20 protein-coding genes and 1 pseudogene are annotated in these 24979 nt (G+C 74.6%); 6 read left to right on the top strand and 15 right to left on the bottom strand.

The features are described from left to right. Positions 1-2: 2 nt before the first annotated feature. The 3 genes from ACIA5A_RS04630 to gltB form a co-directional block, all read right to left on the bottom strand. Positions 3-530 carry a hypothetical protein gene (locus ACIA5A_RS04630; protein WP_396756386.1) on the bottom strand — a complete coding sequence of 176 codons (528 nt, stop codon included), beginning with the start codon at positions 528-530 and terminating at the stop codon, positions 3-5. A 121-nt stretch (positions 531-651) separates the two neighbouring features. After that, entirely contained in the window at positions 652-2154 is a 1503-nt protein-coding gene (locus ACIA5A_RS04625) for a glutamate synthase subunit beta (RefSeq protein ID WP_396756384.1), read from the bottom strand. Beyond that, positions 2147-6805 (bottom strand): glutamate synthase large subunit, encoded by a 4659-nt coding sequence (gene gltB / locus ACIA5A_RS04620; protein WP_396756382.1) that lies wholly within the window; start codon positions 6803-6805, stop codon positions 2147-2149. The genes ACIA5A_RS04625 and gltB overlap by 8 nt, the downstream gene beginning before the upstream one ends. A 145-nt stretch (positions 6806-6950) precedes the next feature. Here gltB and ACIA5A_RS04615 point away from each other — a divergent pair, with 145 nt between their 5' ends. Continuing rightward, positions 6951-7793, top strand: coding sequence for a GNAT family N-acetyltransferase (locus ACIA5A_RS04615; protein WP_396756380.1), 843 nt, complete (start codon positions 6951-6953; stop codon positions 7791-7793). A gap of 18 nt (positions 7794-7811) precedes the next feature. On the opposite strand, the gene ACIA5A_RS04610 is transcribed toward ACIA5A_RS04615, so the two are convergent. The 5 genes from ACIA5A_RS04610 to trpC form a co-directional block, all read right to left on the bottom strand. Continuing rightward, entirely contained in the window at positions 7812-8999 is a 1188-nt protein-coding gene (locus tag ACIA5A_RS04610) for an FAD-dependent oxidoreductase (RefSeq protein WP_396756378.1), read from the bottom strand. An 11-nt stretch (positions 9000-9010) separates the two neighbouring features. Further along, complete coding sequence (lgt, locus tag ACIA5A_RS04605) at positions 9011-10321, bottom strand: prolipoprotein diacylglyceryl transferase (RefSeq protein ID WP_396756376.1); 1311 nt, start codon at positions 10319-10321, stop codon at positions 9011-9013. Between the two features lie 313 nt (positions 10322-10634). Further along, complete coding sequence (gene trpA / locus ACIA5A_RS04600) at positions 10635-11438, bottom strand: tryptophan synthase subunit alpha (RefSeq protein ID WP_396756374.1); 804 nt, start codon at positions 11436-11438, stop codon at positions 10635-10637. 4 nt (positions 11439-11442) lie between these two features. After that, on the bottom strand, positions 11443-12669 hold the full coding sequence (trpB, locus tag ACIA5A_RS04595) for a tryptophan synthase subunit beta (protein WP_396756372.1): 1227 nt from the start codon (positions 12667-12669) through the stop codon (positions 11443-11445). 37 nt (positions 12670-12706) lie between these two features. Continuing rightward, positions 12707-13510 (bottom strand): indole-3-glycerol phosphate synthase TrpC, encoded by an 804-nt coding sequence (gene trpC, locus ACIA5A_RS04590; RefSeq protein ID WP_278109900.1) that lies wholly within the window; start codon positions 13508-13510, stop codon positions 12707-12709. Positions 13511-13942: 432 nt separating this feature from the next. Here trpC and ACIA5A_RS04585 point away from each other — a divergent pair, with 432 nt between their 5' ends. Then, positions 13943-14218: a hypothetical protein gene (locus tag ACIA5A_RS04585; protein ID WP_396756370.1), complete on the top strand. Its 276-nt coding sequence runs from the start codon at positions 13943-13945 to the stop codon at positions 14216-14218. Here ACIA5A_RS04585 and ACIA5A_RS04580 read toward each other — a convergent pair. The 5 genes and pseudogenes from ACIA5A_RS04580 to ACIA5A_RS04560 all read right to left on the bottom strand — a co-directional run bounded on the left by ACIA5A_RS04580 (position 14211) and on the right by ACIA5A_RS04560 (position 18130). Next, entirely contained in the window at positions 14211-14786 is a 576-nt protein-coding gene (locus ACIA5A_RS04580) for a Trp biosynthesis-associated membrane protein (protein ID WP_396756368.1), read from the bottom strand. The two genes, ACIA5A_RS04585 and ACIA5A_RS04580, sit on opposite strands and share 8 nt — an antisense overlap. Continuing rightward, complete coding sequence (locus ACIA5A_RS04575) at positions 14783-16336, bottom strand: anthranilate synthase component I (RefSeq protein WP_396756366.1); 1554 nt, start codon at positions 16334-16336, stop codon at positions 14783-14785. The genes ACIA5A_RS04580 and ACIA5A_RS04575 overlap by 4 nt, the downstream gene beginning before the upstream one ends. Then, positions 16333-16758, bottom strand: a complete 426-nt coding sequence (gene hisI, locus ACIA5A_RS04570) for a phosphoribosyl-AMP cyclohydrolase (protein WP_396756509.1) — start codon at positions 16756-16758, stop codon at positions 16333-16335. Before hisI ends, ACIA5A_RS04575 begins: the two co-directional genes overlap by 4 nt. Before the next feature lie 180 nt (positions 16759-16938). Next, positions 16939-17577, bottom strand: a pseudogene (locus ACIA5A_RS04565) (phosphoribosyl-AMP cyclohydrolase); the annotation flags it as partial. A gap of 163 nt (positions 17578-17740) precedes the next feature. Further along, positions 17741-18130, bottom strand: a complete 390-nt coding sequence (locus ACIA5A_RS04560) for a MerR family transcriptional regulator (protein ID WP_396756364.1) — start codon at positions 18128-18130, stop codon at positions 17741-17743. A 108-nt stretch (positions 18131-18238) separates the two neighbouring features. Between ACIA5A_RS04560 and ACIA5A_RS04555 the strand changes: the two genes are divergently transcribed. The 3 genes from ACIA5A_RS04555 to ACIA5A_RS04545 are packed head-to-tail and all read left to right on the top strand — an operon-like array spanning position 18239 to position 20348. After that, on the top strand, positions 18239-18964 hold the full coding sequence (locus tag ACIA5A_RS04555; protein WP_396756362.1) for an ABC transporter ATP-binding protein: 726 nt from the start codon (positions 18239-18241) through the stop codon (positions 18962-18964). Beyond that, a complete protein-coding gene (locus ACIA5A_RS04550; protein ID WP_396756360.1) occupies positions 18961-19716 on the top strand; it encodes an ABC transporter permease in 756 nt (251 codons plus the stop codon). Before ACIA5A_RS04555 ends, ACIA5A_RS04550 begins: the two co-directional genes overlap by 4 nt. Continuing rightward, complete coding sequence (locus ACIA5A_RS04545) at positions 19713-20348, top strand: TetR family transcriptional regulator (protein ID WP_396756358.1); 636 nt, start codon at positions 19713-19715, stop codon at positions 20346-20348. The genes ACIA5A_RS04550 and ACIA5A_RS04545 overlap by 4 nt, the downstream gene beginning before the upstream one ends. A 148-nt stretch (positions 20349-20496) precedes the next feature. Here ACIA5A_RS04545 and ACIA5A_RS04540 read toward each other — a convergent pair whose 3' ends face one another. After that, positions 20497-22287: an ABC transporter ATP-binding protein gene (locus ACIA5A_RS04540; protein WP_396756356.1), complete on the bottom strand. Its 1791-nt coding sequence runs from the start codon at positions 22285-22287 to the stop codon at positions 20497-20499. Continuing rightward, positions 22284-24158 (bottom strand): ABC transporter ATP-binding protein, encoded by a 1875-nt coding sequence (locus ACIA5A_RS04535; RefSeq protein ID WP_396756354.1) that lies wholly within the window; start codon positions 24156-24158, stop codon positions 22284-22286. The genes ACIA5A_RS04540 and ACIA5A_RS04535 overlap by 4 nt, the downstream gene beginning before the upstream one ends. 177 nt (positions 24159-24335) lie before the next feature. On the opposite strand from ACIA5A_RS04535, the gene ACIA5A_RS04530 reads away from it, so the two are divergent. Continuing rightward, on the top strand, positions 24336-24965 hold the full coding sequence (locus ACIA5A_RS04530) for a TIGR03085 family metal-binding protein (protein WP_396756352.1): 630 nt from the start codon (positions 24336-24338) through the stop codon (positions 24963-24965). Positions 24966-24979: the final 14 nt, after the last annotated feature.

The raw sequence follows: 24979 nt of genomic DNA, 5'->3' as shown, positions 1-24979 counted from the left end.
TGTCAGGTCGGGCGGGGCTCCCGCGCGAGCGGGGCCCCGCCCGACCCCACCGCCGCCTCCACGGCGCGGATGTGCCGGTAGGCGAACCAGAGCGGCGGGAACGCGCCCACCGCGAACGACAGGTCGACGAGCGTCCAGAACCAGGGGATGTCCCGGATCGGGCCGCAGATCAACGCCAGCGGCACGATGCCGGCGCAGGCGACCATGCCCACCTGCACCACCCAGACGTTGCGCACCGGGTCACGCAGCGGTCCCCAGAACGCCACCGCGAGCACCAGATGAGCGAAGGCCAGCCAGTCGGTGCCGTAGAGCAGGAACGGGTAGTCACGGTCGGCGGTCACCAGTCCGGTGTGGACGCGCTCGATCCAGCTCAGCAACGCCGGGAGCCGGCCGGCGAGCGGATCGAGCGCCGCCAGCAGCCACCGCACCTCGATCTCCAGCGGGAACGCGGTCACCCCGCTGAGAAAGAGCCCCACCACCACGATCCAGAGCCAGCGGCGTGCCCGCCGCAGGCGTGCCTCGACGTCCATGCCCGCAGCGTAACGATGATCTTCGTGCCGTCGGTGCCCCGCCGGACGAGACGTGGCCCACGCCCAGCGGTGTTAAAAGGGGCCCCCGCCTATACCGAATGCGTTAAGCGGGGGCCCCTCCTTACCCCGCCAGCGGCTGCCGGGCCGGGTCGACCGGGGCGGGCAGCTCGCCCACCCCGCCCAGGTAGGCGTGCACGGCCGCGGCGGCGGCCCGCCCCTCGGCGATCGCCCAGACGATGAGCGAGGCGCCCCGGTGCATGTCCCCGGCGACGAACACGCCGTCGGCCGCCTGCCAGTCCGGGCGGGCGTCGACCGCGCCGCGACCGTTGCGGGCCACCCCGAGCTGGGCCAGCAACGGCTGCTCCTCGGTGCCCTCGAAGCCGATCGCGAGCAGCACCAGGTCGGCCGGGATCTCCCGCTCCGAGCCGGGCAGCGCGGTGACGATGCGCCGGCCGTCGACCTTCTCCACCGTCACCTCGGCGATCCGCACGGCGCGGACCTGCCCGGTGCCGTCGTCGACGAACTCCTGCACGGCCACCGCGAAGACCCGCTCGCCGCCCTCCTCGTGCGCCGGGTAGGAGCGCAGCACCCACGGCCAGGTCGGCCACGGGTCGCGGGCGGCGTCCCGGTCCGCCGGGGGCTGCGGGTAGAGATCGAGCTGGTGGACGCCGGCCGCGCCCTGCCGGTGCGCCACACCGAGGCAGTCCGCGGCGGTGTCCCCACCTCCGATGATCACCACGTGCTTGCCGGCCGCGTCGATAGGCGTGCCGTCCGGCAGCACGGCGAGGGCCGGTCGACCGTCGCCCGCCGCCGCCACCACCCGGTTCGCGGCCACCAGGTGCGACATCGCCTGGTGTACGCCGCGCAGCGCCCGACCCGGCGTCTCCAGGGTGTCCCGGCCCTGCAACGCGCCGCAGGCGAGCAGCACCGCGTCGTGCGCGGCGCGCAACTGCTCGGCGGTCACGTCGACACCGACGTCCACACCGGTGCGGAAGCGCACCCCCTCGGCGGTGAGCTGGGCCACCCGGCGGTCGACGTGGCGCTTCTCCAGCTTGAAGTCGGGGATGCCGTAGCGGAGCAGGCCGCCGATCGCGTCGTCGCGCTCGTACACGGTGACGCTGTGGCCGGCGCGGGCGAGCTGCTGCGCGGCGGCCAGCCCGGCCGGGCCGGAGCCGACCACCGCGACCGAGCGACCGGTCGACGTCGACGCGGGCCGGGGCCGCAGTCCGTCGCCGGCCACCGCCGCGTCGGCGATCTCCACCTCGACCTGCTTGATGGTGACCGGTTGCTGGCCGCCGAGGCCGAGCACGCAGGCCGCCTCGCACGGGGCCGGGCAGAGCCGGCCGGTGAACTCGGGGAAGTTGTTCGTGGCGTGCAGCGACTCCACCGCCGCGTCCCAGTTGCCGGTGCGGACCAGGTCGTTCCAGTCCGGGATGCGGTTGCCCAGCGGGCAGCCGTCGTGGCAGAACGGGATGCCGCAGTCCATGCACCGGGTGGCCTGCTCACGGACCAGTTCCTCGCCGGCCGGCGGGTAGACCTCCCGCCAGTCGGTGATCCGCACCGGGACCGGGCGGCGGGCGGGCAGCCGCCGGTCGTAGCGCAGGAAACCGTTCGGGTCAGGCACGAGCCACCTCCTGGGCGACCGCCCGCGGCGCGGGCGGCGCCGGGGTTGGTGAGAGCGCACTCATCACCGCGTCGTCGACGTCGTGGCCGGCGGCTTCGGCGGCCCGCACGATCTCCATGACCCGGCGGTAGTCCCGGGGTACCACGGCGGTGAACTCCTCCACCGCCTCCGGCCAGCGCTTCAGCAGCGCCTCGGCGACCGCCGAGGCGGTCTCCGCGACGTGCCGCTGGACCAGGTCGTGCAGCCGGTCGCGTTCCTCGTCGCGCAACGGCGACAGGTCGACCAGCTCGGCGTTGACCAGCCGCCGGTCGAGCCGGTGCACGAACGCGGTGCCGCCGGACATGCCGGCGGCGAAGTTGCGCCCGGTCGGGCCGAGCACCACCACCGTGCCGCCGGTCATGTACTCGCAGCCGTGGTCGCCGAGCCCCTCGACCACGGCCACCGCGCCGGAGTTGCGCACCGCGAACCGCTCGCCGACCCGACCACGCAGGAACACCTCGCCGCCGGTCGCGCCGTAGAGGATGGTGTTGCCGGCGATGATCTGGTCCTCGGCGCGCCGACCCGGCTCGGCGTCCTCGCCGACGAACGGCGCGGCGGCGTCCGGCCGGACCACGATCCGGCCACCGGACAGCCCCTTGCCGACGTAGTCGTTGGCGTCGCCGTGCAGGCGCAGCGTGACGCCGCGCGGCAGGAACGCGCCGAACGACTGGCCGGCGGTGCCGCGCAGCAGGAACTCGACGGTGTCGTCGGGCAGCCCGGCGCCGCCGAACCGGCGGGTCACCTCGCCGCCGAGCATCGCGCCGACGCTGCGGTGCTCGTTGCGCACCTCGACCTCGACCCGCACCGGGGAGCCCTCGCGCAGCGCCGGACCGGCCAGCTCGATGAGCCGGTTGTCCAGGGCGACGTCGAGGCCGTGGTCCTGGGCGCGGACGCCCCGCCGGGCCGTGCCCTCGGGCAGCTCCGGCAGGTGCAGGACGCGGCCCAGGTCGAGGCCGTGACCCTTCCAGTGGTCGATCGCGCCGGCGACGTCGAGCAGCTCGGTGTGCCCGATCGCCTCGTCGATGCTGCGGAAGCCCAGCTCGGCCAGGTAGCCGCGGACCTCCTCGGCGAGGAAGAGGAAGAAGTTCTCCACGAACTCGGGCTTGCCGGTGAACCGCTCGCGCAGCACCGGGTTCTGGGTGGCGATGCCGACCGGACAGGTGTCCAGGTGGCAGACCCGCATCATGACGCAGCCCTCGACGATGAGCGGGGCGGTGGCGAAACCGAACTCCTCCGCGCCGAGCAGCGCCGCGACCAGCACGTCCCGACCGGTCTTGAGCTGGCCGTCGACCTGCACGGTGACCCGGTCGCGCAACTTGTTGAGCAGCAGCGTCTGCTGCGCCTCGGCCAGGCCCAGCTCCCACGGGGTGCCGGCGTGCTTGAGCGAGTTGAGCGGGGACGCGCCGGTGCCGCCGTCGTGCCCGGAGATCAGGATGACGTCGGCCTTGAGCTTGGCCACGCCGGCCGCCACGGTGCCCACGCCCACCTCGCTGACCAGCTTGACGTGCACCCGGGCGGCCGGGTTGACGCACTTCAGGTCGTGGACGAGCTGGGCCAGGTCCTCGATGGAGTAGATGTCGTGGTGCGGCGGCGGGGAGATCAGGCCGACGCCCGGGGTGGCGTGCCGGGTGCGGGCGATCCACGGCCAGACCTTGTTGCCCGGCAGTTGACCGCCCTCGCCGGGCTTCGCGCCCTGCGCCATCTTGATCTGGAGGTCGTCCGCGTTGACCAGGTATTCGCTCGTCACGCCGAACCGGCCGCTGGCGATCTGCTTGACCGCCGAGCGGCGGGCCGGGTCGTGCAGCCGGTCGACGTCCTCGCCGCCCTCGCCGGTGTTGGACTTGCCGCCCAGCCGGTTCATCGCGATCGCCAGGGTCTCGTGCGCCTCGGCCGAGATCGACCCGTACGACATGGCGCCGGTGGCGAACCGCTTGACGATCTCGGTGGCCGGCTCGACCTCGTCCAGCGGCACCGCCGGGCGGACGCCGGTGCGCAGCGTGAACAGCCCGCGCAGCGAGCCCGCCTTCGCGGCCAGCGCGTCGACCTTCGCGGTGTACTGCCGGAAGACGTCGTACTGGCGGCTGCGGGTGGCGTGCTGGAGCAGGAAGACGGTCTCCGGGTTGAACAGGTGCAGCTCGCCCTCGCGGCGCCACTGGTACTCGCCGCCGACCTCCAACCGGTCGCTGGCCTGGCTGCCCGGCGCCGGCCAGGCAAGCGCGTGCCGGGCGGCGACCTCGGCGTGGATGTCCGCGAGCCCGATGCCGCCGATCGTGCTCGGGGTGCCGCGGAAGTAGCGGTCGACCAGGCGGGTGTCCAGGCCGACCGCCTCGAACACCTGCGCCCCGCAGTACGACGACACGGTGGAGATGCCCATCTTGGACATGATCTTCAGGACGCCCTTGCCGAGCGCCTTGACGTAGTTGCGGACCGCCTTCACCCGGTCCACGCCGACGAGCGCGCCCGTGGAGATCATGTCCTCGACCGACTCGAACGCCAGGTACGGGTTGACCGCCGCCGCGCCGTAGCCGATCAGCACCGCCGCGTGGTGCACCTCCCGGCAGTCGCCGGACTCCACGACCAGCGCCACCTGGGTGCGGGTCTGCTCGCGGACCAGGTGCTGGTGCACCGCCGCGGTGAGCAGCAGCGACGGGATCGGGGCCAGGTCGGCGTTGGAGTCCCGGTCGGAGAGCACCAGGATCCGGACACCGTCCTCGATCGCCTCGGAGACGTGCCGGCAGATCTCGGTCAGCCGGGCCTTGACGCCGGCGCCGCCGTCGCGGATCCGGTAGAGGCCGGAGACCCGGACCGCCTTGAATCCCGGAAGGTCACCGTCCTCGTCGACGGAGAGGAGCTTGGCCAGCTCGTCGTTGTCGATCACCGGGTAGGGCAGCACGATCTGCCGGCAGCTCGCCGGGCCCGGGTCGAGCAGGTTGCCCTCCGGCCCGATGGTGGACGCCAGGCTGGTCACCAGCTCCTCCCGGATGGCGTCCAGCGGGGGGTTGGTGACCTGGGCGAAGAGCTGGTGGAAGTAGTCGTAGAGCAGCCGGGGCCGGGTGGACAGCGGCGCGATCGGGGTGTCGGTGCCCATCGAGCCGATCGGCTCCGCGCCGCTGCGGGCCATCGGGCCGAGCAGGATCTTCAGCTCCTCCTCGGTGTAGCCGAACGTCTGCTGCCGGCGGCGCACCGAGTCGTGGGTGTAGACGGTGTGCTCGCGCGCCGGCAGGTCGTCCAGCTCGATCAGGCCGGCGTGCAGCCACTCCTGGTAGGGGCGGGCGGCGGCCAGCTCGGTCTTGATCTCGTCGTCGGAGACGATCCGGCCGTTGACGGTGTCGACCAGGAACATCCGGCCCGGCTGGAGCCGGCCCTTGGCCACCACCGTCGCCGGGTCCAGGTCGAGCACGCCGGCCTCGCTGCCGAGCACCACCAGCCCGTCGCTGGTGTGCCACCAGCGGCCCGGACGCAGGCCGTTGCGGTCGAGCACCGCCCCGACGATCTCGCCGTCGGTGAACGCGACCGAGGCGGGACCGTCCCACGGCTCCATCAGGCTGGCGTGGAAGCGGTAGAACGCGCGCTTGTCGGCGCGCATGTCCGGGTCGTTCTCCCACGCCTCGGGGATCATCATCAGCACCGCGTGCGGCAGGCTCCGCCCGGCCAGGTGCAGCAGTTCGAGCACCTCGTCGAAGTTGGCCGAGTCGGACGCGGCCGGCGTGCAGACCGGGAAGACCCGCCGGATGTTGCCCGGGATGCTCGGGCTGCGCAGCAGCGCCTCCCGGGCCTGCATCCAGTTGCGGTTGCCGCGGATCGTGTTGATCTCGCCGTTGTGCGCGATGAACCGGTACGGGTGCGCCAGCGGCCAGGACGGGAAGGTGTTGGTGGAGAAGCGCGAGTGCACCAGCGCGATGGCGCTGTCCACCCGCTCGTCGGTCAGCTCCGGATAGAACGCCGGAAGCTGGTCCGGGGTGAGCATCCCCTTCCACACCATCGTCCGGCCGGACAGCGACGGGAAGTAGGCCGGCACGCCCCGCTCGGCGGTCTCCCGCTCGACCTGCTTGCGCAGGCAGAACGCCACCCGGTCCAGGTCGAGCCCGGTCAGCGGGTCACCTGCCGCGCCGGCCGGCGTGTCGGTCAGCCGGCGCGCGGCCACGAAGAGCTGCCGGACCCGGGGCATCGCCGCGAGCGCGGTCTCGCCGAGGTCGGACGCGTCGGTCGGCACCGTGCGCCAGCCGAGCACGTCGGCGCCCTCGACAAGCGCGTACTTGTCGACCACCTGGCGGGCGCGGGCCTCGGCCGCGTCGTCGTCGGGCAGGAAGACCAGGCCGGTGGCGTACTGCCCGGCCGGGGGCAGCGGGAAGTCGACTGTCGCGCGCAGGAACGCGTCCGGCACCTGGATCATGATCCCGGCGCCGTCACCGGTGTTGTGCTCCGCGCCCCGGGCGCCCCGGTGGTCCAGCCGGCGCAGCGCGCCGAGGCCGTTCGCGACGACCTGGTGCGAACGCCGCCCGTGCAGGTCGGCCACGAAGGCCACGCCGCAGGCGTCGTGCTCGTACGCGGGGTCGTAGAGACCGGGCGTCGGCGGGGCCGGCTGCGGGTTGTGAGGGTACGGAAAGGCCACCGGGCCTCCTGTCGTCACTCAGGTTGGTACATGGTGGGGACGACGTCGGCCCGCTGGGGTTTATTGAGTCTACGTTAGGGCGTACCGCGCAAGGCCACTTCAGATTGATCACACTTCCAGATGCTGGGACGTGTAGTCTCGCGCGGTGGATGTCGTACGTGGTGACGTGCTCGACCGGTTGGAGCGGTTCTACGACGCGGTGCCCCGCGACGGGGCCCGTACGGAGGAGTTCGACTCCCTGGTCCTGTTCGTCCGCGACGGCGCGGGTTGGCCGTTCTACGCCCGCCCCCGCCTCGACGCCACCGAGCCGCCCACGCTGGCCGAGGTGACCGCCGTCCGCGCCCGGCAACGGGAGCTGGGCCTGCCGGAGGCGTTCGAGTGGGTGCACGAGCACCAGCCGGACCTGCTGGCGGTGGCCCGCTCGGCGGGGCTGAGCGTGCTGGAGGCGCCACTGATGCTGCTGGAGGCGGATCGCCTGCCCGACCCGGGGACGCTCAGCGACGTACCGGTGCGGGTGCTGGATCCGGCGCACCCGAGCTTCGCGGCGGACATCGCGCTGCGCCGGGCCGTCGCCGCGGTCGGCTTCGCCCACGGCGGCACCGCCCGGGGCGAGGCCGGGCCGGCCGAGCGGGACGCCGCGCTCGCCCGGCTGGACGTGGACGCGCTGGAGGAGGAGGCGGCCCGGGTGGCCGACGGCCGGCGGATCTCCGTCCTGGCCGCCACCGCGCGGGAGGGCGCGCTCGCCAGCGGCATGGCGATGCGGGTCGGCGACGTGGCGGAGGTCGCCGGGGTGGCCACGCTGCCGTCGGCCCGGCGACGCGGCCTCGGCACGGCGGTCACCGCCACGCTGGCCCGGGAGCTGCGCGCCGCCGGCACCGACCTGATCTTCCTGAGCGCCGGCAGCGAGGACATCGCCCGGGTCTACCTGCGGGTGGGGTTCCGCCGGGTCGGCACGGCCTGCATCGCCGAACCGACCGCGGTCATCTGAGCGCCGGCCCGCGCCCGGTCAGGACGGCGGCTGCCAGTCGGCGGCGGCCGCCGCGGCCGTGTTGCGCAGCCGGGGGCTGATGGTGCCCAGCGCGGCGTCCCGGGCCCGCAACGCCAGCCGGCCCCGGGTCTGCAGCACGGCCGACATCCGGCGGGTCTGCCGGACCATCGTCGCGGCCCGGGGGCGACGCAGCCGGTCGTAGGCGCTCACCGCGTCCGGCAGCCGCGACTCGCGCAGCAGCGCGGCGAGCGTCGCCGCGTCCTCGAACGCGAGGCAGGCGCCCTGCCCGAGGTGCGGTGGCATGGCGTGCGCGGCGTCGCCGAGCAGCACCAGGCCGCCCGGACCGGCCGCGAAGCCGTACGCCCGGGGCAGCGGCCGCAGCTCGCGGACCTCCTGCTGCACCACGTCGGCCGGGTCGGTGGCGTCCAGCAGCGTGGCGATCGGCGCGGGCCAGCCGGCGAACCAGCGCTTGAGCAGGGCGAGCTGGATGTCCGGCGGCTCCGGGCGGGGCGCGCCCGCCGCGGTGGCCACCCAGTAGATGCCGCCCCGCCGGGACGCGCCGGCGGTGCCCCGCTCGCCCAGCGACGCGGCCACGAACCGGTAGCCGGCGCCCAGCGTCTCGCCGTTCGGCTGCTGGTCGTCGGGGAGCTGCGGGGCCCGGTACCAGGGAATGACCGCCCGCCAGGCGGCACAACCGGAACTGACCACGGCGGTCTCCGGGGCGAGCTGTCGGCGGATCTCGCTGTCGGTGCCGTCGGCCGCGACCACCAGGTCCGCCTCGAACAGGTGCCGGCCGTCGCCCACCGCGGGACGCTCGCCGGCCGTCGCGCGCACGCTCCGCACGCTCACCCCGGTACGCAGTTCCACCCGCTCGCCCAGCCCGGCGATGAGCGCGTCGTGCAGGTCCTCCCGGTGCACCACCACAGGCATCCGGTCGGCCGGCGTGGGGCGCGGCTGCACCAGCCACTGGCCATCCGGGCGACGGATCCCCCCGTCGGGCAGCGGGGTGGCGATCGCGTCCAGCCCGGCGCCGAGACCGAGGGCGCGCAACGCGCGTACCCCGTTCGGCCAGAGCACCACGGCGGTCGACTCCGGCCGCACCCGGTCGGCCTTCTCCAGCAGCGTGACCTGCCAGCCGGAGCGGGCCAGCGCGCCGGCCACCGCCATCCCGCCGAGGCCGGCGCCGACCACCACCGCGCTGCGCATGGCTCCCCCGCTCAGCTGTCCCGGTCTGTCGGGCGCCCGCCGGCGTCCGCCCGGCCGGCGTGTTCGGCCGCTTCCGTGCCGCCGATCGCGTCACGGTCGCCGGTCACCTCGCGGTCGCCGAAGACGTCCCGGTCCCCGGTCACGTCACGGTCGCCGGTCACGTCACGGTCGCCGGTCAGGTCCGGTCCGGGTCCGTCGCCGACCTCGGGCCGTCCGGTCGACTCGCGGGCGGTCACGTCGGCGTCGTCGGTCGCGTCCCGGTCGGTCGGGTCGGCGCCCCCCACCGCGTCGGGCTCGTCGTCCGTCGGGGGCAGCGCGCCGGTCTTCTTGTACGTGCGGAACTGCTCCTCGGTGACCACCCGGTAGCCCTCGGGCGCCACCGTCGCCGCCCCGCCCTCGCGGCGGGCGAGGTCGACCTGGGACACGTCGCCGGACGGCGTCACCGGCGCGGCCGGCTCACCCAGCGGGACGAGGTATTCGCGCGGCCCGCGCACCCGGATGAAATAGGCGAGCGCGCCGAGGAAGACCAGCGCCGCGGTCCAGACGTTGAGCCGGACACCGAGGATGTGGTTGGCCTCGTCGGTGCGCATCAGCTCGATCCAGAACCGGCCCGCCGTGTAGCCCATCACGTAGAGCGCGAACGCCCGGCCCCGGCCCAGCCGCAGCTTGCGGTCGAGCACCAGCACCAGCCCCGCGACCCCGAGGTTCCAGATCAACTCGTAGAGGAACGTCGGATGGTAGAGCCCCGGTTGCAGGACCGGGTTGCCGGCGTCGTCCCGCAACGCGTGGCCCGGGTTGTCCGGGTCCATCACGTGCACCTCGAGCCCCCACGGCAGGCTGGTGCGCCCGCCGTAGAGCTCGTTGTTGAACCAGTTGCCCAACCGGCCGACGGCCTGCGCCAGGGGCATGCCCGGGGCCAGCGCGTCGGCGACCACGGTGAGCGGGATGCCGAGCTGCCGGGCGGCGAGCCAGGCGCCGACCGCCCCGCCGGCCACCGCGCCCCAGATGCCGAGCCCGCCCTCCCAGATGGCGAACGCCTTGAGCGGCTGGCCGCCGTCGCCGAAGTATTTCTCCGGCGAGGTGATCACGTGGTAGATCCGGGCGCCGATGATGCCCGCCGGCACCGCCCAGACGGCGATGTCGAGCACCGCGCCGGGAGCGACGCCGCGACGGCGCAGCCGGTACTCGGTGACCACGCAGGCCACCACGATGCCGGCGATGATGCAGAGCGCGTACGCCCGGATCGGAACCGGACCGAGCTGCCAGACGGCGGTGCTGGGGCTGGGCATGGCCGCCAGGGAAGTCATCGGAGCGAGGGTCACGGGTGCACACGGTACCGGTGCGGACCGTGTCCGCGGCACCCCGGGCCGCTCCGCCGCGCGGGACGGGGCGGCGACGGCGCCCGGAGCCGGCTCGCCCCGGGCGGCTCGGAGTGTCCTGGCCGATGCCTGTCGAGCTGACATCAGAAACGACTCACCGACGCCCGACCGGCCAGCCCCTGACCAGAACGGAACAACCAGGACGGCCCGACCGGGACAGCACGGCCAGGACAGCGGCGAGCAGCCGATCCGCAGGCCGGCAGCGTCGGCGGGACGGCAGCGTCAGTGGGACGGCAGCGTCAGTGGGACGGCAGCGTCAGCGGGACGGGTTGCGGACGCCCTCGGCCAACTCGGCGCTGAGCTTGCGCAGCGCGGTCAGGCCGGCGGCCTGGTCGGGCGCGTCGAGCACGGTCCGCACCAGCGCGCTGCCCACGATCACCGCGTCGGCGTAGCCGGCGACGGTGGCGGCCTGCGCGCCGGTGCCCACGCCCAGCCCGACCCCGACCGGCAGGTCGGTGACCCCGCGCAGCCGGGAGACCAGGATCGGCGCCGCCTCCGAGGTCTGCGCGCGGGCGCCGGTCACCCCCATGATCGCGGTGGCGTAGACGAAGCCCCGGCAGTGCTCGACGGTCATCCGCAGGCGGGCGTCGGTGGAGGACGGCGACACCAGGAAAGTCCGGTCGAGGCCGTGCGCGTCGGAGGCGGCCAGCCATTCGGCGGCCTCGTCCGGGATCAGGTCTGGCGTGATGAGCCCGGTGCCACCGGCCGCGGCCATGTCACGGGCGAACGCGTCGACGCCGTACTGCTCGATCGGGTTCCAGTAGGTCATCGTGACCACCGACGCGCCGGTCGCGGCGACCGCCTCGACGATGCGCAGCGCGTCCGCGGTGCGTACGCCGCCGGCCAGCGCGATGTCGCTCGCCTTCTGGATGACCGGGCCGTCCATCACCGGGTCGGAGTAGGGGATCTCCACCTCGATGACGTCGACGCCCGCCTCGACCATGGCGGTCATGGCGGCGATGCTGCCCTCGACGGTCGGGAAACCGGCCGGCATGCAGCCGACCAGCACGGCCCGCCCGTCGGCCCGGGCCTTGTCGAAGGCGACCCCGATGCGGCTCACGCTGTCACTCCTTGTCGAGGATGCCGAAGTACGCCCCGGCCGTGTGCACGTCCTTGTCGCCCCGGCCGGAGAGGTTGACCACGATCACCGGCTCGCGACCCAGCTCGGCGGCGAGTTCCGGGGCGATCCGCCGGGCGCCGGCCAGCGCGTGCGCGCTCTCGATCGCCGGGATGATCCCCTCGGTGCGGCAGAGCAGCTCGAACGCCGCCATCGCCTCGGCGTCGTCGACCGGCAGGTAGGTGGCCCGGCCGGCGTCGTGCAGCCAGGCGTGCTCCGGCCCGACGCCCGGGTAGTCCAGCCCGGCCGAGATCGAGTGCGACTCGATGGTCTGGCCGTCGGCGTCCTGGAGCACGTAGGTGCGGGTGCCGTGCAGCACGCCCGACGAGCCGCCGGTGATGCTGGCGGCGTGCCGGCCGGTCGCCACGCCCTCGCCGCCGGCCTCGAAGCCGTAGAGCCGCACGTCGGCGTCGGGCACGAAGGCGTGGAAGATGCCCAACGCGTTGGAGCCGCCGCCGACGCACGCCGCGACCGCGTCCGGCAGCGCGCCGGTCAGGTCAAGGCACTGCTGCCGGGCCTCCACGCCGATGCCCCGGACGAAGTCCCGCACCATCTCGGGGAACGGGTGCGGCCCGGCGGCGGTGCCGATCAGGTAGTGGGTGTCCTCGACGTTGGCGACCCAGTCGCGCATCGCCTCGTTCATCGCGTCCTTGAGCGTGCGCGAGCCGGCGGTCACCGGGATCACGGTGGCGCCGAGCATCCGCATCCGGGCCACGTTGAGCGCCTGCCGCTCGGTGTCCACCTCGCCCATGTAGACCACGCACTCGAGGTCGAACAGCGCGGCGGCGGTCGCGGTGGCCACGCCGTGCTGGCCGGCGCCGGTCTCCGCGATCACCCGGCGCTTGCCCATCCGCCTGGTGAGCAGCGCCTGGCCGAGCACGTTGCGGATCTTGTGGGCGCCGGTGTGGTTCAGGTCCTCGCGCTTGAGCAGGATCCGCGCGCCCACCTGCGCGGAGAGCCGCCGGGCCTCGTACAGCTCCGAGGGTGTGCCGGCGTAGTCACGCAACAGGGCGTCGAACTCGGCGAGGAACTCGTCGTCGCCCATCGCCTTCCGGTACGCCGCGTCCAGCTCGTCCAGCGCGGCGACGAGCGCCTCGGGGACGAACCGGCCGCCGAACCGGCCGAAGTGGCCGGCGGAGTCGGGAACCTGGCCGGCTGCGGGTGCGGCGCTCATCGCGGGCGTCCTCTCGGATCGGGTGACCCGGCGCGGCTCAGCGCACCGGGCGGGGCGTGGCCGGGTGGTTACCGGCGTTGACCAGCTCGGCGACCGCCTCGCGCGGGCTCTTCTGGGTGACCAGGCCCTCACCCACCAGGACGGCGTCGGCGCCGGCCGAGGCGTACCGGATGAGGTCGTGCGGACCACGCACGCCCGACTCGGCGATCTTGACGACGCTGCTCGGCAGGCCGGGCGCGATCCGCTCGAACACCGAACGGTCGACCTCCAGGGTACGCAGGTCGCGGGCATTGACGCCGATCACCTGCGCGCCCGCCTCCAGGGCCCGGTCCGCCTCCTCCTCGGTGTGCACCTCGACCAGCGCGGTCATGCCCAGCGACTCGATCCGCTCCAGCAGCCCGACAAGCGCGTTCTGCTCCAGGGCGGCGACGATCAGCAGCACCAGGTCGGCGCCGTGCGCGCGGGCCTCGTGCACCTGGTAGCTGGACACCACGAAGTCCTTGCGCAGCACCGGCACGTTCACCGCGGCCCGCACGGCGGCCAGGTCGTCGAGCGACCCGCCGAACCAGCGACCCTCGGTCAGCACGCTGATCGCCCGCGCGCCACCGGCCGCGTAGTCGCCGGCCAGGTCGGCCGGGTCGGCGATCTCGGCCAGCCGCCCCTTGGACGGCGACGAGCGCTTCACCTCGGCGATCACGGCCACGCCGGGCCGGCGCAGCGCCGCGTACGCGTCCAGCGGCGGCGGCGCGGCGGCGGCCAGCTCACGGATCCGCTCCAGCGGAATCTGCTCCTGCCGCCGGGCGACGTCCTCACGCACGCCGGCCAGGATCTCGTCGAGCACGCCTGCGGACGTCGCCGCTCCGGCGTCGTCCCCCTCCGCGTGCGCATGCTCAGCAGTCACCAACGGACTCCCCTCTCCGGGTGTCATGGGCCGATGCTAGGGGGCGCCACCTGGCGACACGTGCCGGGGGGTATGGCGCACCTCACCACATGGGCTGTGGCATGATGGCCGACTTCCGGTGAACGCGATGTCACGCAGCGCCACCTGATGCATCGACCACCGCCCATGCCCTATCTCACCATGCCCGGGCGCGCGCCGCAGGCCGGCTGTGACCAAGCTCAAGGACCTCCGGCCCTGCCCAGGTCGGCCCCGCTGCGGGACCGTTGACCTGGGCGTCACGGCGGCGAAACGTGAGACCGGCAGCATCGTCCTCGGGCAGACTCGTCGAGGCGGCTGCCGACCGTCACCAAACGATCTCGTGTGGGGTGAACCATGAGCGCCAACGGGCCGAACCAGAACCTCGGGCTGACGACCATCTCCCGGACCGTCGCCTCGCTCGCCGTCGGGGCGGTGCACACGCTCGAACGCGCCGCGGCGGGCGACGGGCGGACGCGCACCGCCCGAGGCAACGCCTGGGAGGCGGTCTGCGCCGACCGGGCCCGGGCCGCCCAGCGCCGTGAGCTGGAGCGACTGGTGGCCGAGCTGACCGCCGCCCGGGCCGCGGCCCGGCACCGCCGCGACGCTCGCGAGGCGCAGCCGGTCAGGTGACCGTCGGGTCCTCGCCCCGGTCCAACGCGTCCCACGCGTCCCGGGTGCCCCGCTCGACCGCCGGCCGGTCCGCGTCGGCTGACCCGCCTGGCCCGGCCGCCCGCCGCTCGTAGCGGGCGCCCATCGCCGGCCAGCCGGCGCCGCGCGCCGCGGTGAACGCCCCGCCGGCCGCCAGCGCCAGGCCACCCACCAGCACCAGTGCCGGCCAGTGCCGGGTCACCCCGGCCTCGGTCAGCCCGACGCCGCCGCCGACCGCCACGCCCAGCCCCACGCCGGTCAGCAGCAGGCCCAGCGCCCGGCGCAGCCGCCCCCGGGTGGCCAGCACCGCGCCACCGCCGGCCAGTCCGACGTAGGCCAACGCCGACGCCCAGGGCAGCAGGTCCGCGCCGGTGCTCCGCCGCTGACCGGACGGCAGCGCGCCGCGCGCGGTCGGCTCGACCGACCAGCCCCGGGTCACCGCCCACGCCGCCAGGCCCGCCCCGGCGAGGCAGAGCAGCACCGCGTACGCCAGCTCGCGCCGGCCCGGGGCGGCGGCCCGGCCGGCCGCGGCGGTGACCGGCGCGCTCATCGGGCCGGCCGCAGCGTCTCGGCGGCGGCGATCGCGGCCAGCACGGCGGCGGCCTTGTTCCGGGTCTCCTGGTCCTCGGCTGCCGGATCGGAATCGGCCACCACCCCGGCGCCGGCCTGCACGTAGGCCCGGCCGTCGCGGATCAGCGCGGTGCGGATGGCGATCGCCATGTCCAGGTCGCCGCCGAAGGCGAAGTAGCCGACGGTGCCGCCGTAGACGCCGCGGCGGACCGGCTCCAGCTCCTCGATGATCTCCATGGCCCGCACCTTGGGCGCGCCGCTGAGCGTGCCGGCGGGGAACGTCGCGGCCAGCGCGTCGAACGCGGTGCGGTCGTCACGCAGCTCGCCGACCACCGTCGAGACGATGTGCATGACGTGGCTGTAGCGCTCGATGGTGGCGAACTCCGGCACCTGCACCGTGCCCGGGCGGCAGACCCGGCCCAGGTCGTTGCGGCCCAGGTCGACGAGCATGACGTGCTCGGCGCGCTCCTTCGGGTCGGCGAGCAGCTCGGCGGCGAGCCGGGCGTCGGAGTCGGCCGACCCGCCGCGCGGCCGGGTGCCGGCGATCGGGTGCAGCAGCGCCCGGCGGCGCCCGTCCGGGCCGGCGCTCACCTTGAGGTGCGCCTCCGGCGACGAGCCGACGATGTCGAAGCCGTCGAAGCGCAGCAGGTACATGTACGGGCTGGGGTTGGTGGTCCGCAGCACCCGGTAGACGTCGAGCGGGTCGGCGTCGGTGGCCCGTTCGAAGCGCTGGCTGAGCACGATCTGGAAGCACTCGCCGGCCCGGATCGCCTCCTTGGCGGCCTCCACCGCCTTCGGGTAGCCGCCGTCGGGCGTCCGGCTGGTCACCTCGCCCATGCCCGGCCGGTCGACAGTGGAGACCATGGGCGGAATCGGTCGGGACAGCGCGGTGGTCATCGCGTCCAGCCGGCCCACCGCGTGGTGGTACGCGGCGGCCACCCGCTCCGGCCGGTCGGGCGCGTCCGGCGGGGGCAGCACCGCGTTGGCGACCAGGATCGCCGAGCCCTCGTAGTGGTCGAGCACCACCAGGTCGGTGGCGAGCATCATGCCCAGCTCGGGCACGTCCAGCTCGTCCTCGGTCAGCTCCGGCAGCCGCTCGAAGCGGCGGACCAGGTCGTAGCCGAGGTAGCCGACCAGGCCACCGGTGAGCGGCGGCATGTCGCCGCCCGGGTCCCAGGCCGGGCCGGCGAGCGCGGCGACGGTCTCCCGCAGCACGGTGACCGGGTCGCCGGAGGCGGGCACGCCGGCCGGCGGGGCGCCGGTCCAGCTCGCCTCGCCGTCGCGCTCGGTGAGCGTGGCGGCGCTGCGGACGCCGATGAACGAGTAGCGCGACCAGGCCGTGCCGGCCGAGCCGACGCCCTGCTCGGCGGACTCCAGCAGGAACGTGCCGGGACCGCCGGCGAGCTTGCGGTAGACCCCGACCGGGGTCTCCGCGTCGGCCAGCAGCCGCCTGGTGACCGGCACGACCCGCCATCGGGCGGCCAACTCGGTGAACGCGGACCGGTCCGGGGTGACGGCGCCGTCGGTCACGGGGTCACCTCCGGCGAGCTGACCGGGAGGTCGGTGAAGAAGCAGGTCCGGTGCCCGGTGTGGCAGGCCGCGCCGACCTGTTCCACGCTGACCAGCAGCGCGTCGCCGTCGCAGTCCAGGGCTACCGAGCGGACGTACTGGTGGTGGCCGGAGGTGGCGCCCTTGACCCAGTACTCACCCCGGCTGCGGGACCAGTAGGTGGCCCGGCCGGTGGTGAGCGTGCGGTGCAGCGCCTCGTCGTCCATCCAGGCGACCATCAGCACCTCACCCGAGTCGTGCGCACGGACCACGGCGGCGACCAGGCCGTCGGGGCCGCGGCGCAGCTTCGCCGCGATGGCCGGGTCGAGCCGGGAGGGGCGGGCCGGGCCGGGGGCCACGGGGCGGGTGGGTGCGCCGGTCACCGGCGCGTCAGAGGCGGGCACGGTTGACCATTCTCCCGCACGCGGCGCCGGCACCGAAGACGCGTCCCGGGTGACGGGCGGCACCGCGTGCAGCGCGCGGGCGAGCTGACCGAGGTAGCGGTCCACCCGGCCGTCGGCGAGCGCCTCGGCCAGGTCGGCGCCGGCCACCGCGGTGACCTCGTCGGCGTACGGGCGGACCAGCGGGACGATCCCGGTGACCAGGCGGCCGGCCGCGGCACCGACCTCGGTCGGGTCGCCGGCGCGCAGCCCGAGGCAGAGCAGCATGTCGGCGCGGTAGCCGGGCGGCGCGACCGGCAGGTCCAGTGCGGCGGTCAGGGCGGCCCGCCGGGACACCACCCGGACCGACGGGTTGGCCAGCCGGAGCACCGAGGGGCAGAGCCGGGCCAGGTCGGCGGCGGCGAGCCGGACGCCGATCGGGTCACCGGCCCAGCGGGCGCCGGCCACCTTGCCCAGCGTGGCGATCAGTTCCTCCAGGCGTGGTTCGTCCGCGGGCTGGCAGAGCACCGGCAGGTCGATCCGGCGGCGCCACTCCGGCACCGCCCAGAGCAGCCGGGCGGGCGCGGTGACCGGGAGCCCGAACGCCCAGTCGGCGGGCTGGCCGAGCCGGTGCACCCAGGAGCGGACGTCCCGGGAGGCGACCGAGACGTGCACGAGGCGGCCGTCGAACTCGGTCAGGTAGGCGCGCCGCGCGGCGTAGGGGTCGGTGGGGCGGGGGCGGGTCGACGAGGCGGGCCGGTCGTCGTCGGCCGCGACCAGCACGTCCACGTCGACGTCGCTGTGCTCGGTGGCGGCCCGCCGGGCGTGGCTGCCGCGCAGCATGATCCCGACGACCGGGCGGTCCGCGGCCTGCCGGAGGCGGGCGGCCCAGTCGTCGAGGAATCCGGACTCGGGCAACGAAGCGGGACCCACCGCGACATGGTGCCGGAAGTCCGATCTTCGGCGCAATGACCGATGGCGGACCGGGTGTCCGCTGCGGGCGGCTTCAGCCCAGTTCCTCCTCGGCGCGCCGGTACGCGTCGATCTTGTGGTCGAGCACCTTCAGGTCCTCGGTCAGGTCGGCCATCCGGGCCAGCACCCGCACCCGGTGCGCCTCGAACAGCGCCCGGCGCGCGCCGAGCGTGCGGTCGCCCTGCCGGGCCAGCTCGGCGTAGCGGCGCATGTCGCGTACCGGCATGCCGGTGCGTCGCAGCCGGGTGAGCAGGAACAGCCAGTTGACGTCGGCCTCGGTGTAGCGCCGGCGGCCGGCGGAGTCCCGCCCGACCGGGGCGACCAGGCCCTCCTGCTCGTACCAGCGCAGCGTGTAGGTGGTCAGGCCGACCCGCTCGGCCGCCTCGCCGACGCTCAGGCTCTTCTCCCGGATACCGATGTCCACGCCGACCAGGCTTCCAGTTCGAGTCCACTCGAAGTCAACCGCTATTGCCGGGTGGAGAGAATTCATCTAGCGTTGATTTCATCAGTTGACGAATTGTCGGAGGCGGTCATGGACGGCGCGGTGTCGGTCCGCGACCTGGTGGTCGACCGGGGTGGGCGGCGGGTGCTGCACGGCATCAGCTGCGACGTTCCCCGGGGTACGGTCACCGGGTTGCTGGGCCCGAGCGGCAGCGGCAAGACCACGCTCATGCGGGCGGTGGTCGGCGTGCAGCGGATCGGCGGCGGCACGGTCGACGTGCTCGGCCGGCCCGCCGGCTCGGCCGAGCTGCGTCGCCGGGTCGGCTACCTCACCCAGGCGCCAAGCGTCTACGCCGACCTCACGGTCCGGGAGAACGCCCGCTACTTCGCCGTGCTCCAGGGCCGGGGCCGCGCCGAGGCCGACCGGGCGGTGACCGACGTCGGCCTGGCCACCGCGGCCGACCAACTGGTCGGCACGCTCTCCGGCGGCCAGCGCAGCCGCGCCTCGCTCGCCTGCGCCCTGGTGGGCGACCCGGAGCTGGTCGTCCTCGACGAACCCACGGTCGGGCAGGACCCGGTCCTGCGGGCCGACCTGTGGGCCCGGTTCCACACCATGGCCGCCGCCGGCACCACGCTGCTGGTCTCCAGCCACGTGATGGACGAGGCGGCGCGCTGCGACCGGCTGCTGCTGATCCGCGAGGGCCGACTGGTCGCCGACCACACCCCGGCCGCGGTCCGCGCCGCGACCGGCGAGGACGACCTGGAGGAGGCGTTCCTCCGCCTGATCCGCGACGCCGAGCCGGAGGCCACGTCATGAACGGTCGCATCCTGGCCGCCACCACCGGGCGGATCCTGCGCCAGCTCCGGCACGACAGGCGCACCCTCGCGCTGCTCGTCGTGGTCCCGGTCGTGCTGCTCACGCTCGTCTACTTCATGTACGTCGACCAGCCCACCCCGCCCGGCGCGCCGAGCACCTTCGACCGGGTCGCCCTGATCATGCTGGGCTTCTTCCCGTTCATCATCATGTTCCTGGTGACCAGCATCGCCATGCTCCGCGAGCGCACCACCGGCACGCTGGAGCGGCTGCTCACCACGCCGCTGGGCAAGCTCGACCTGCTCTTCGGCTACGGCATCGCGTTCGGCCTGGCCGGGGTGCTCCAGTCCACCGTCGCCTCCCTGGTGGCCTACCAGGTGTTCGGGCTGGACACCGCCGGCAGCCCGTGGCTGGTGGTGCTGATCGCCGGCGTGAACGCGGTGCTGGCGGTGGCGCTCGGCCTGCTCTGCTCGGCGTTCGCCCGCACCGAGTTCCAGGCGGTGCAGTTCATGCCGGTGGTGGTCGCCCCGCAACTGCTCCTCTGCGGGCTGTTCGTGCCGCGCGACCAGATGGCCGGCTGGCTCCAGGCGATCAGCGACGCGCTGCCGCTGTCGTACGCGGTCGAGGCGCTCCAGGAGGTCGGCGCGCACACCGACCCGACCGGCACCATGTGGCGCGACGTGGCGATCGTGGCCGGGGCGGCGGTGGTCGCGCTGGTGCTGGCCGCCGCGACGCTGCGCCGGCGCAGCGGATGAGCCCGCGCCGCGACGCCGCCGAGCCGGCGCGCCCGCGTCGCACCGGGCGGCGGCCCGGCAGCCCGGACACCCGCGAGGCGATCCTGAACGCGGCCCGGGAGGCGTTCGCCGAGCGCGGCTACGACGCCACGCCGATCCGGGCGGTCGCGGCGGCCGCCGGCGTGGACCCGGCGCTGGTGCACCACTACTTCGGCACCAAGGAGGACCTGTTCCGCGCCGCCATGGCGATCCCGATCGACCCGGCCGCGCTGGTGCCGCGGGTCATGGCGGGCGGCCCGGACGAGGTCGGCGAGCGGCTGGTCCGCACGTTCCTGTCGGTCTGGGACTCCCCGGCGGGCGTGGCCGCGGTGGCGCTGCTCCGCTCCGCGGTGAGCAACCAGTGGACCGCCCGTCTGCTGCGGGAGTTCCTGACCACCCAGATCCTGCGCCGGGTGGTCGCCCAGCTCGACCTGGACCCGGCCGAGGTGCCGCTGCGCGGCGCGCTTGTCGCCACCCAGGTCGCCGGCCTGGCCATGATGCGTTACGTGATCCATCTGGAGCCGGTCGCGTCCGCGTCGCCGGACACGCTTGCCGCCACGATCGGCCCGACCCTCCAGCGTTACCTCACCGGCCCGCTGGAGCAGACCCGCTAGCTGGCGGGCCTGCTCCAGCCCTGCCGGACCCGCAGGATCAGCGTGTCTGCTCCAGCCCTGTGGGACCCGCGGGATCAGCGGGTCTGCTCCAGCCCTGTGGGACCCGCGGGATCAGCGGGTCTGCTCCAGCCCTGTGGGACCCGCGGGATCAGCGGGTCTGCTCCAGCCAGGACGCGTAGAGCAGGGCGTAGACCGAGTCGGTGTCGCGCACCAACTCCTCGTGCGGGCCGCGCTGGACGATCCGACCCCGGTCCACCACGATCACCTCGTCGGCCGCCTGCGCGGTGGACAGCCGGTGCGCGATGGCGAGCGTGGTGCGCCCCCGGGTCACCGCGTCCAGCGTGCGTTGCAGGCGGACCTCGGTGGCCGGGTCGACCGCGCTCGTCGCCTCGTCCAGCACCAGCAGGTCCGGGTCGGCCACGTAGGCGCGGGCCAGCGCCACGAGCTGCCGCTCGCCGACGCTGAGCGCCTCGCCGCGTTCCCCGACCGGGGTGTCCAGCCCGGACGGCAGCCCGTCCAGCCAGTCGGCGAGGCCCAGCTCGGTGAAGGCGGCGGTGAGCCGCGCGTCGGTCAGGTCCGGCCGGGCGAAGCGGACGTTCTCCCCGACCGTGGTGTCGAACAGGAAGCCGTCCTGCGGCACCATCACCACCCGGGTGCGCAGCGAGTCGAAACGGACCTGGCGCAGGTCGAGGCCGGAGAGGAGCACCTCGCCCTCGCTCGGGTCCATCAGCCGGGTGAGCAGCTTGGCGAACGTCGTCTTGCCGCTGCCGGTCTCCCCCACCACCGCCACCCGGCTCTTCGCCGGGATGTCCAGCGTCACGCCGTGCAGCACCGGCGGCCCGCCCGGGTAGGCGAACGTCACGCCGGCGAAGCGGACGTCGAGCGGCCCGGCCGGCAGCTCCCGGCCCTGCTCGCCCGGGTCGGCCACGTCCGGGGCGACGTCCAGCACGTCGAGCACCCGGCGCCAGCCGGCGATCGCGTTCTGCGCCTCGTTGAGCACCTCGGTGGCGATCTGCACCGGCTGGATGAAGAGCGTGACCAGGAACAGGAACGCGGTGAGCTGGCCGACCGACAGGGTGCGGTCGACGCCGAGGCTCACCCCGACCACCACCACGCCGGCCAGCGCCAGGCCGGCGGCCAACTCACCGACGGAACTGCCCACGATGCTGATCCGGATGGCCCGCTGCTGGGCCAGTCGCTGCCCGTCGATCGCCGCGTCCAGCCGGCGCGCGGTGCGCCCGGAGATGCCGTACGCCCGGATCACCGGGGCGCCCACCACGCTCTCGCCGATCGCGCCGAGCAGCGTGCCGGTGCGCTGCCGGACCAGTCCGTACGCGCCGGCCAGCCGGCGCTGCAACAGTCGGATGATCAGCACCGCCGGCGCGAACGCGACGAGCACCACGAGCGTCAACTGCCAGGAGTACGCGAGCATCACCGCGGTGGTCACCAGGAGCTGGCCCAGGTTGACGATGAGGATCACGCCGCCCCACTGGAGGAACTGGGTGATCTGGTCGACGTCGCTTGTCACCCGCGAGACCAGCGACCCGCGCCGCTCCGACTGCTGGTGCAGCATGGACAGGTCGTGCACGTGCCGGAACGCGCGGGTGCGCACGCCGGCCAGCGCGGTCTCGCTCACCGTGAACAGCCGGCGCATCATCAGGTAGCCGCAGGTGGTGGTGACCACCAGCACGGCGGCGGTGATCGTCACGGTCAGCGAGATGACGTCCAGGTCGAGGCCGCCGACGATGCCGTGGTCGATGCCGCGCTGCACCGCCACCGGCACGGCCACCCGGCCGACCATGTAGACCAGCGCCAGCGCCAACGTGCCGGCGAGCCCGGTCTTCAGCTCCGGGGAGAGCGCCAGCCCCCGCCGCAGCGTCCCCCAGGTCGACTCGGCCGACTCCGCCGTGGGCCGCTGCGCCTCCGCCGAAACACTCACCGGTCAACCTCGATCTCCAGGCCGGAGGTCATCGGGGTGACCTCGTCGTACGTGCGGTTCTGCTCGCGCTCCTGCTCGGCCTGCTCGTACGCGGTGACCAGGTCGGCGTAGCCGGGCACGGTGGCCAGCAGCTCCGGATGGGTGCCGCGGGCGACCACCCGGCCGTGCTCCACGTAGATCACCTCGTCGGCGAGCGCGATGGTGGCCCGTCGGTAGGCCACCACCAGGATCGACGCCGGCGCGCCGCCGTCGTCGGGGGCGCGCAGGCCGGCCAGGATGGCCGCCTCGACCCGCGGGTCGACGGCGCTCGTGGCGTCGTCCAGCACCAGCAGCCGGGGCCGGCCGGCGATCGCCCGGGCCAGGGTGAGGCGCTGCCGCTGCCCGCCGGAGAGCGAGGTGCCCCGCTCGCCGACCATGGTGTCCAGCCCGTCCGGCAGCGCGGCCACGAAGCCGTCCGCCTCGGCCAGCCGCAGCGCCGCCCACACCTCGTCGTCGCCGATGCCGTCGCGGTCGAGCGTGATGTTGGCCCGGACCGTGTCGTCGAAGACGAACGGCACCTGGGCCACCAGCGCCACGGTGCCGGCGAGGGAGGCGGCGGTCAGGTCGCGCACGTCGACGCCGTCCAGCGTGACCCGGCCGGTGCGCGGGTCGACCAGGCGCACGGCCAGCGAGGTGATGGTGGACTTGCCGGCGCCGGTCGGCCCGACCAGGGCGACGGTCTTCCCGGCGGGCACGGTGAAGGTCACCTCGCCGAGCACCTCGGCGCCGGGCAGGTGCGCCTCGGCCGGCTCGTACGCGAAGTGGACGTCGGTGAAGCCCAGCGTGGCCGGCGTGCGGACGGCCGGGTCGAGCGTCACGTTTCCGTACGGCATCTCGCCGGTGGCGTCGAGGACCCGGCGGACCCGGTCCCAGCCGGCGACGCTGCGCGGCAGCTCGGCGAGCACCCAGCCGATGGCCCGCACCGGGAACGCCAGCACGGTGAACAGGAACGCGACGCTGACCAGCTCGGTCACCGTGATCGCGCCCTGGCGGAGCCGGATCGCGCCGACCACCAGCACGGCGAGCGTGCCGAGGCTGGGCAGCGTCTCCAGCATCGGGTCGAAGACGCCGCGCAGCCGGCCGACGGAGATCAGCGCGTCGCGCAGCTCGCCGGCGCGGGCGCCGAAGCGGGCCGTCTCCTGCGACTCACGGCCCATGGTCTTGACCACCAGCGCGCCGTCGAAGCTCTCGTGCGCGATGCCGCTGACCTCGGCGCGCAGCCGCTGCGCCCGGGCCTGCCGGGGGGCCATCCGGCGGGAGTAGACCACGTTGAGCGCGAACAGGGCGGGGAAGACCGCGAGGCCGACCAGGGCGAGCGCCCAGTCGGTGAGGAACAGCGAGGCCACGGCGCCGACCAGCATCACCAGCGTGCCGACCGCGAACGGCAGCGGCGCGATCGGGTACCAGGCGGCCTCCACGTCGGAGTTGGCGTTGGACAGCAGCGTGCCTGTGGAGTTGCGGTGGTGCCAGGCCAGCGGCAGGTCGAGGTAGCGGCGGGTGACCCGGCGGCGGTAGGCGGCCTGGAGCCGGTACTGCATGTAGCCGGCGCCGAGCCGTCGGCCGAAGATGCCGACCACCCGCAGCACGCTGATCCCGAACAGCGCGGCGGCGGCGAGCGCGAGCGCGCCGGTGGCCACCGAGCCGCGCTCCACCGCCGGCACCACCAGGTCGCCGACCACCGCGCCGACGACGTACGCGCTGGCGATCACGAGCAGGCCGAAGAGCACGCTGCCGGTCACCGCCACCGCGAAGATCCGGGGTTGTTCCCGGATCGCCCGGCCGAGCACCCGCAGTCCTCTGCCGAGCACGTCCCGACTTGTCCTGCTCGCCACGCTCTCCCCCGCCGTAAGCCGCAATTTTCTCCCCCATCCTTACCGCTCGCCGCCACCTCCGCCGACCCGGCCGGGATATGTCCGCCGTCACGTTCCCCGCGAGCCCGGGCCACCGGCTTCGGCCGCCGCGGCGCCCACGCCGCGCCGACGGCCCCGATCGGGCCTACCATCGGGGCCATGCCGCGGTACGCCCGGGCGGAGCGCGAGGCGCTCGCCGACCTGATGCTGGAACTCGGACCGGACGCGCCGACGGTCAACGAGGGATGGACCACCCGTGACCTGGCGGCGCACCTGCTGGTGCGGGAGCGCCGGCCGGACGCGGCCGGCGGCATCCTGCTGCCGCCGCTGCGCGGCCACGGCGAGGCGGTCCGCCGCCGGGTCGCCGCCGGTCCCTACGCCGACCTGGTGGCCCGGGTCCGCCGGCCGCCGGTGTGGAGCCCGGTGAGCAACCCCCTCACCGACGAGCTGGCCAACGGCGTGGAGTTCTTCATCCACCACGAGGACGTCCGGCGGGCCGGCGCCGGCTGGCGTCCCCGTGACCTGCCGACCGGCCAGCAGGCGATGCTCTGGAAGCGGGTCGGCCTGCTGGCGCGGATGGCGCTGCGGCGGTTCCCCGCCGAGGTGCTGGTGCAGGCGCCGGGGCACGGCGAGTTCCGGGTGGGCCGGGGCGGCGAGCGCCTGCGGCTGGTGGGCGCGCCGGGCGAGCTGATCCTGTTCGTGAGCGGCCGGCAGCGGGTGGCCCGGGTGCAGGTGGACGGCCCGACCGGGGCCGCGGACCGGCTGCGCGCCGCCGAGCTGGGTTTCTGACCGAGCGTACGCGG

Source organism: Micromonospora sp. NPDC051300, from assembly GCF_044455315.1.
In the GTDB taxonomy this organism is placed as follows: domain Bacteria; phylum Actinomycetota; class Actinomycetes; order Mycobacteriales; family Micromonosporaceae; genus Micromonospora; species Micromonospora robiginosa.
This window is presented reverse-complemented; position numbering and strand designations above follow the sequence as displayed.

Excerpts from the sequence above, each read along its gene's own strand:
- ACIA5A_RS04630 (WP_396756386.1), bottom strand. The coding sequence starts at position 530 with ATGGACGTCGAGGCACGCCTGCGGCGGGCACGCCGCTGGCTCTGGATC.
- ACIA5A_RS04610 (WP_396756378.1), bottom strand. The coding sequence starts at position 8,999 with ATGCGCAGCGCGGTGGTGGTCGGCGCCGGCCTCGGCGGGATGGCGGTG.
- trpB (WP_396756372.1), bottom strand. The coding sequence starts at position 12,669 with ATGAGCGCCGCACCCGCAGCCGGCCAGGTTCCCGACTCCGCCGGCCAC.
- ACIA5A_RS04585 (WP_396756370.1), top strand. The coding sequence starts at position 13,943 with ATGAGCGCCAACGGGCCGAACCAGAACCTCGGGCTGACGACCATCTCC.
- ACIA5A_RS04580 (WP_396756368.1), bottom strand. The coding sequence starts at position 14,786 with ATGAGCGCGCCGGTCACCGCCGCGGCCGGCCGGGCCGCCGCCCCGGGC.
- ACIA5A_RS04555 (WP_396756362.1), top strand. The coding sequence starts at position 18,239 with ATGGACGGCGCGGTGTCGGTCCGCGACCTGGTGGTCGACCGGGGTGGG.
- ACIA5A_RS04550 (WP_396756360.1), top strand. The coding sequence starts at position 18,961 with ATGAACGGTCGCATCCTGGCCGCCACCACCGGGCGGATCCTGCGCCAG.
- ACIA5A_RS04545 (WP_396756358.1), top strand. The coding sequence starts at position 19,713 with ATGAGCCCGCGCCGCGACGCCGCCGAGCCGGCGCGCCCGCGTCGCACC.
- ACIA5A_RS04530 (WP_396756352.1), top strand. The coding sequence starts at position 24,336 with ATGCCGCGGTACGCCCGGGCGGAGCGCGAGGCGCTCGCCGACCTGATG.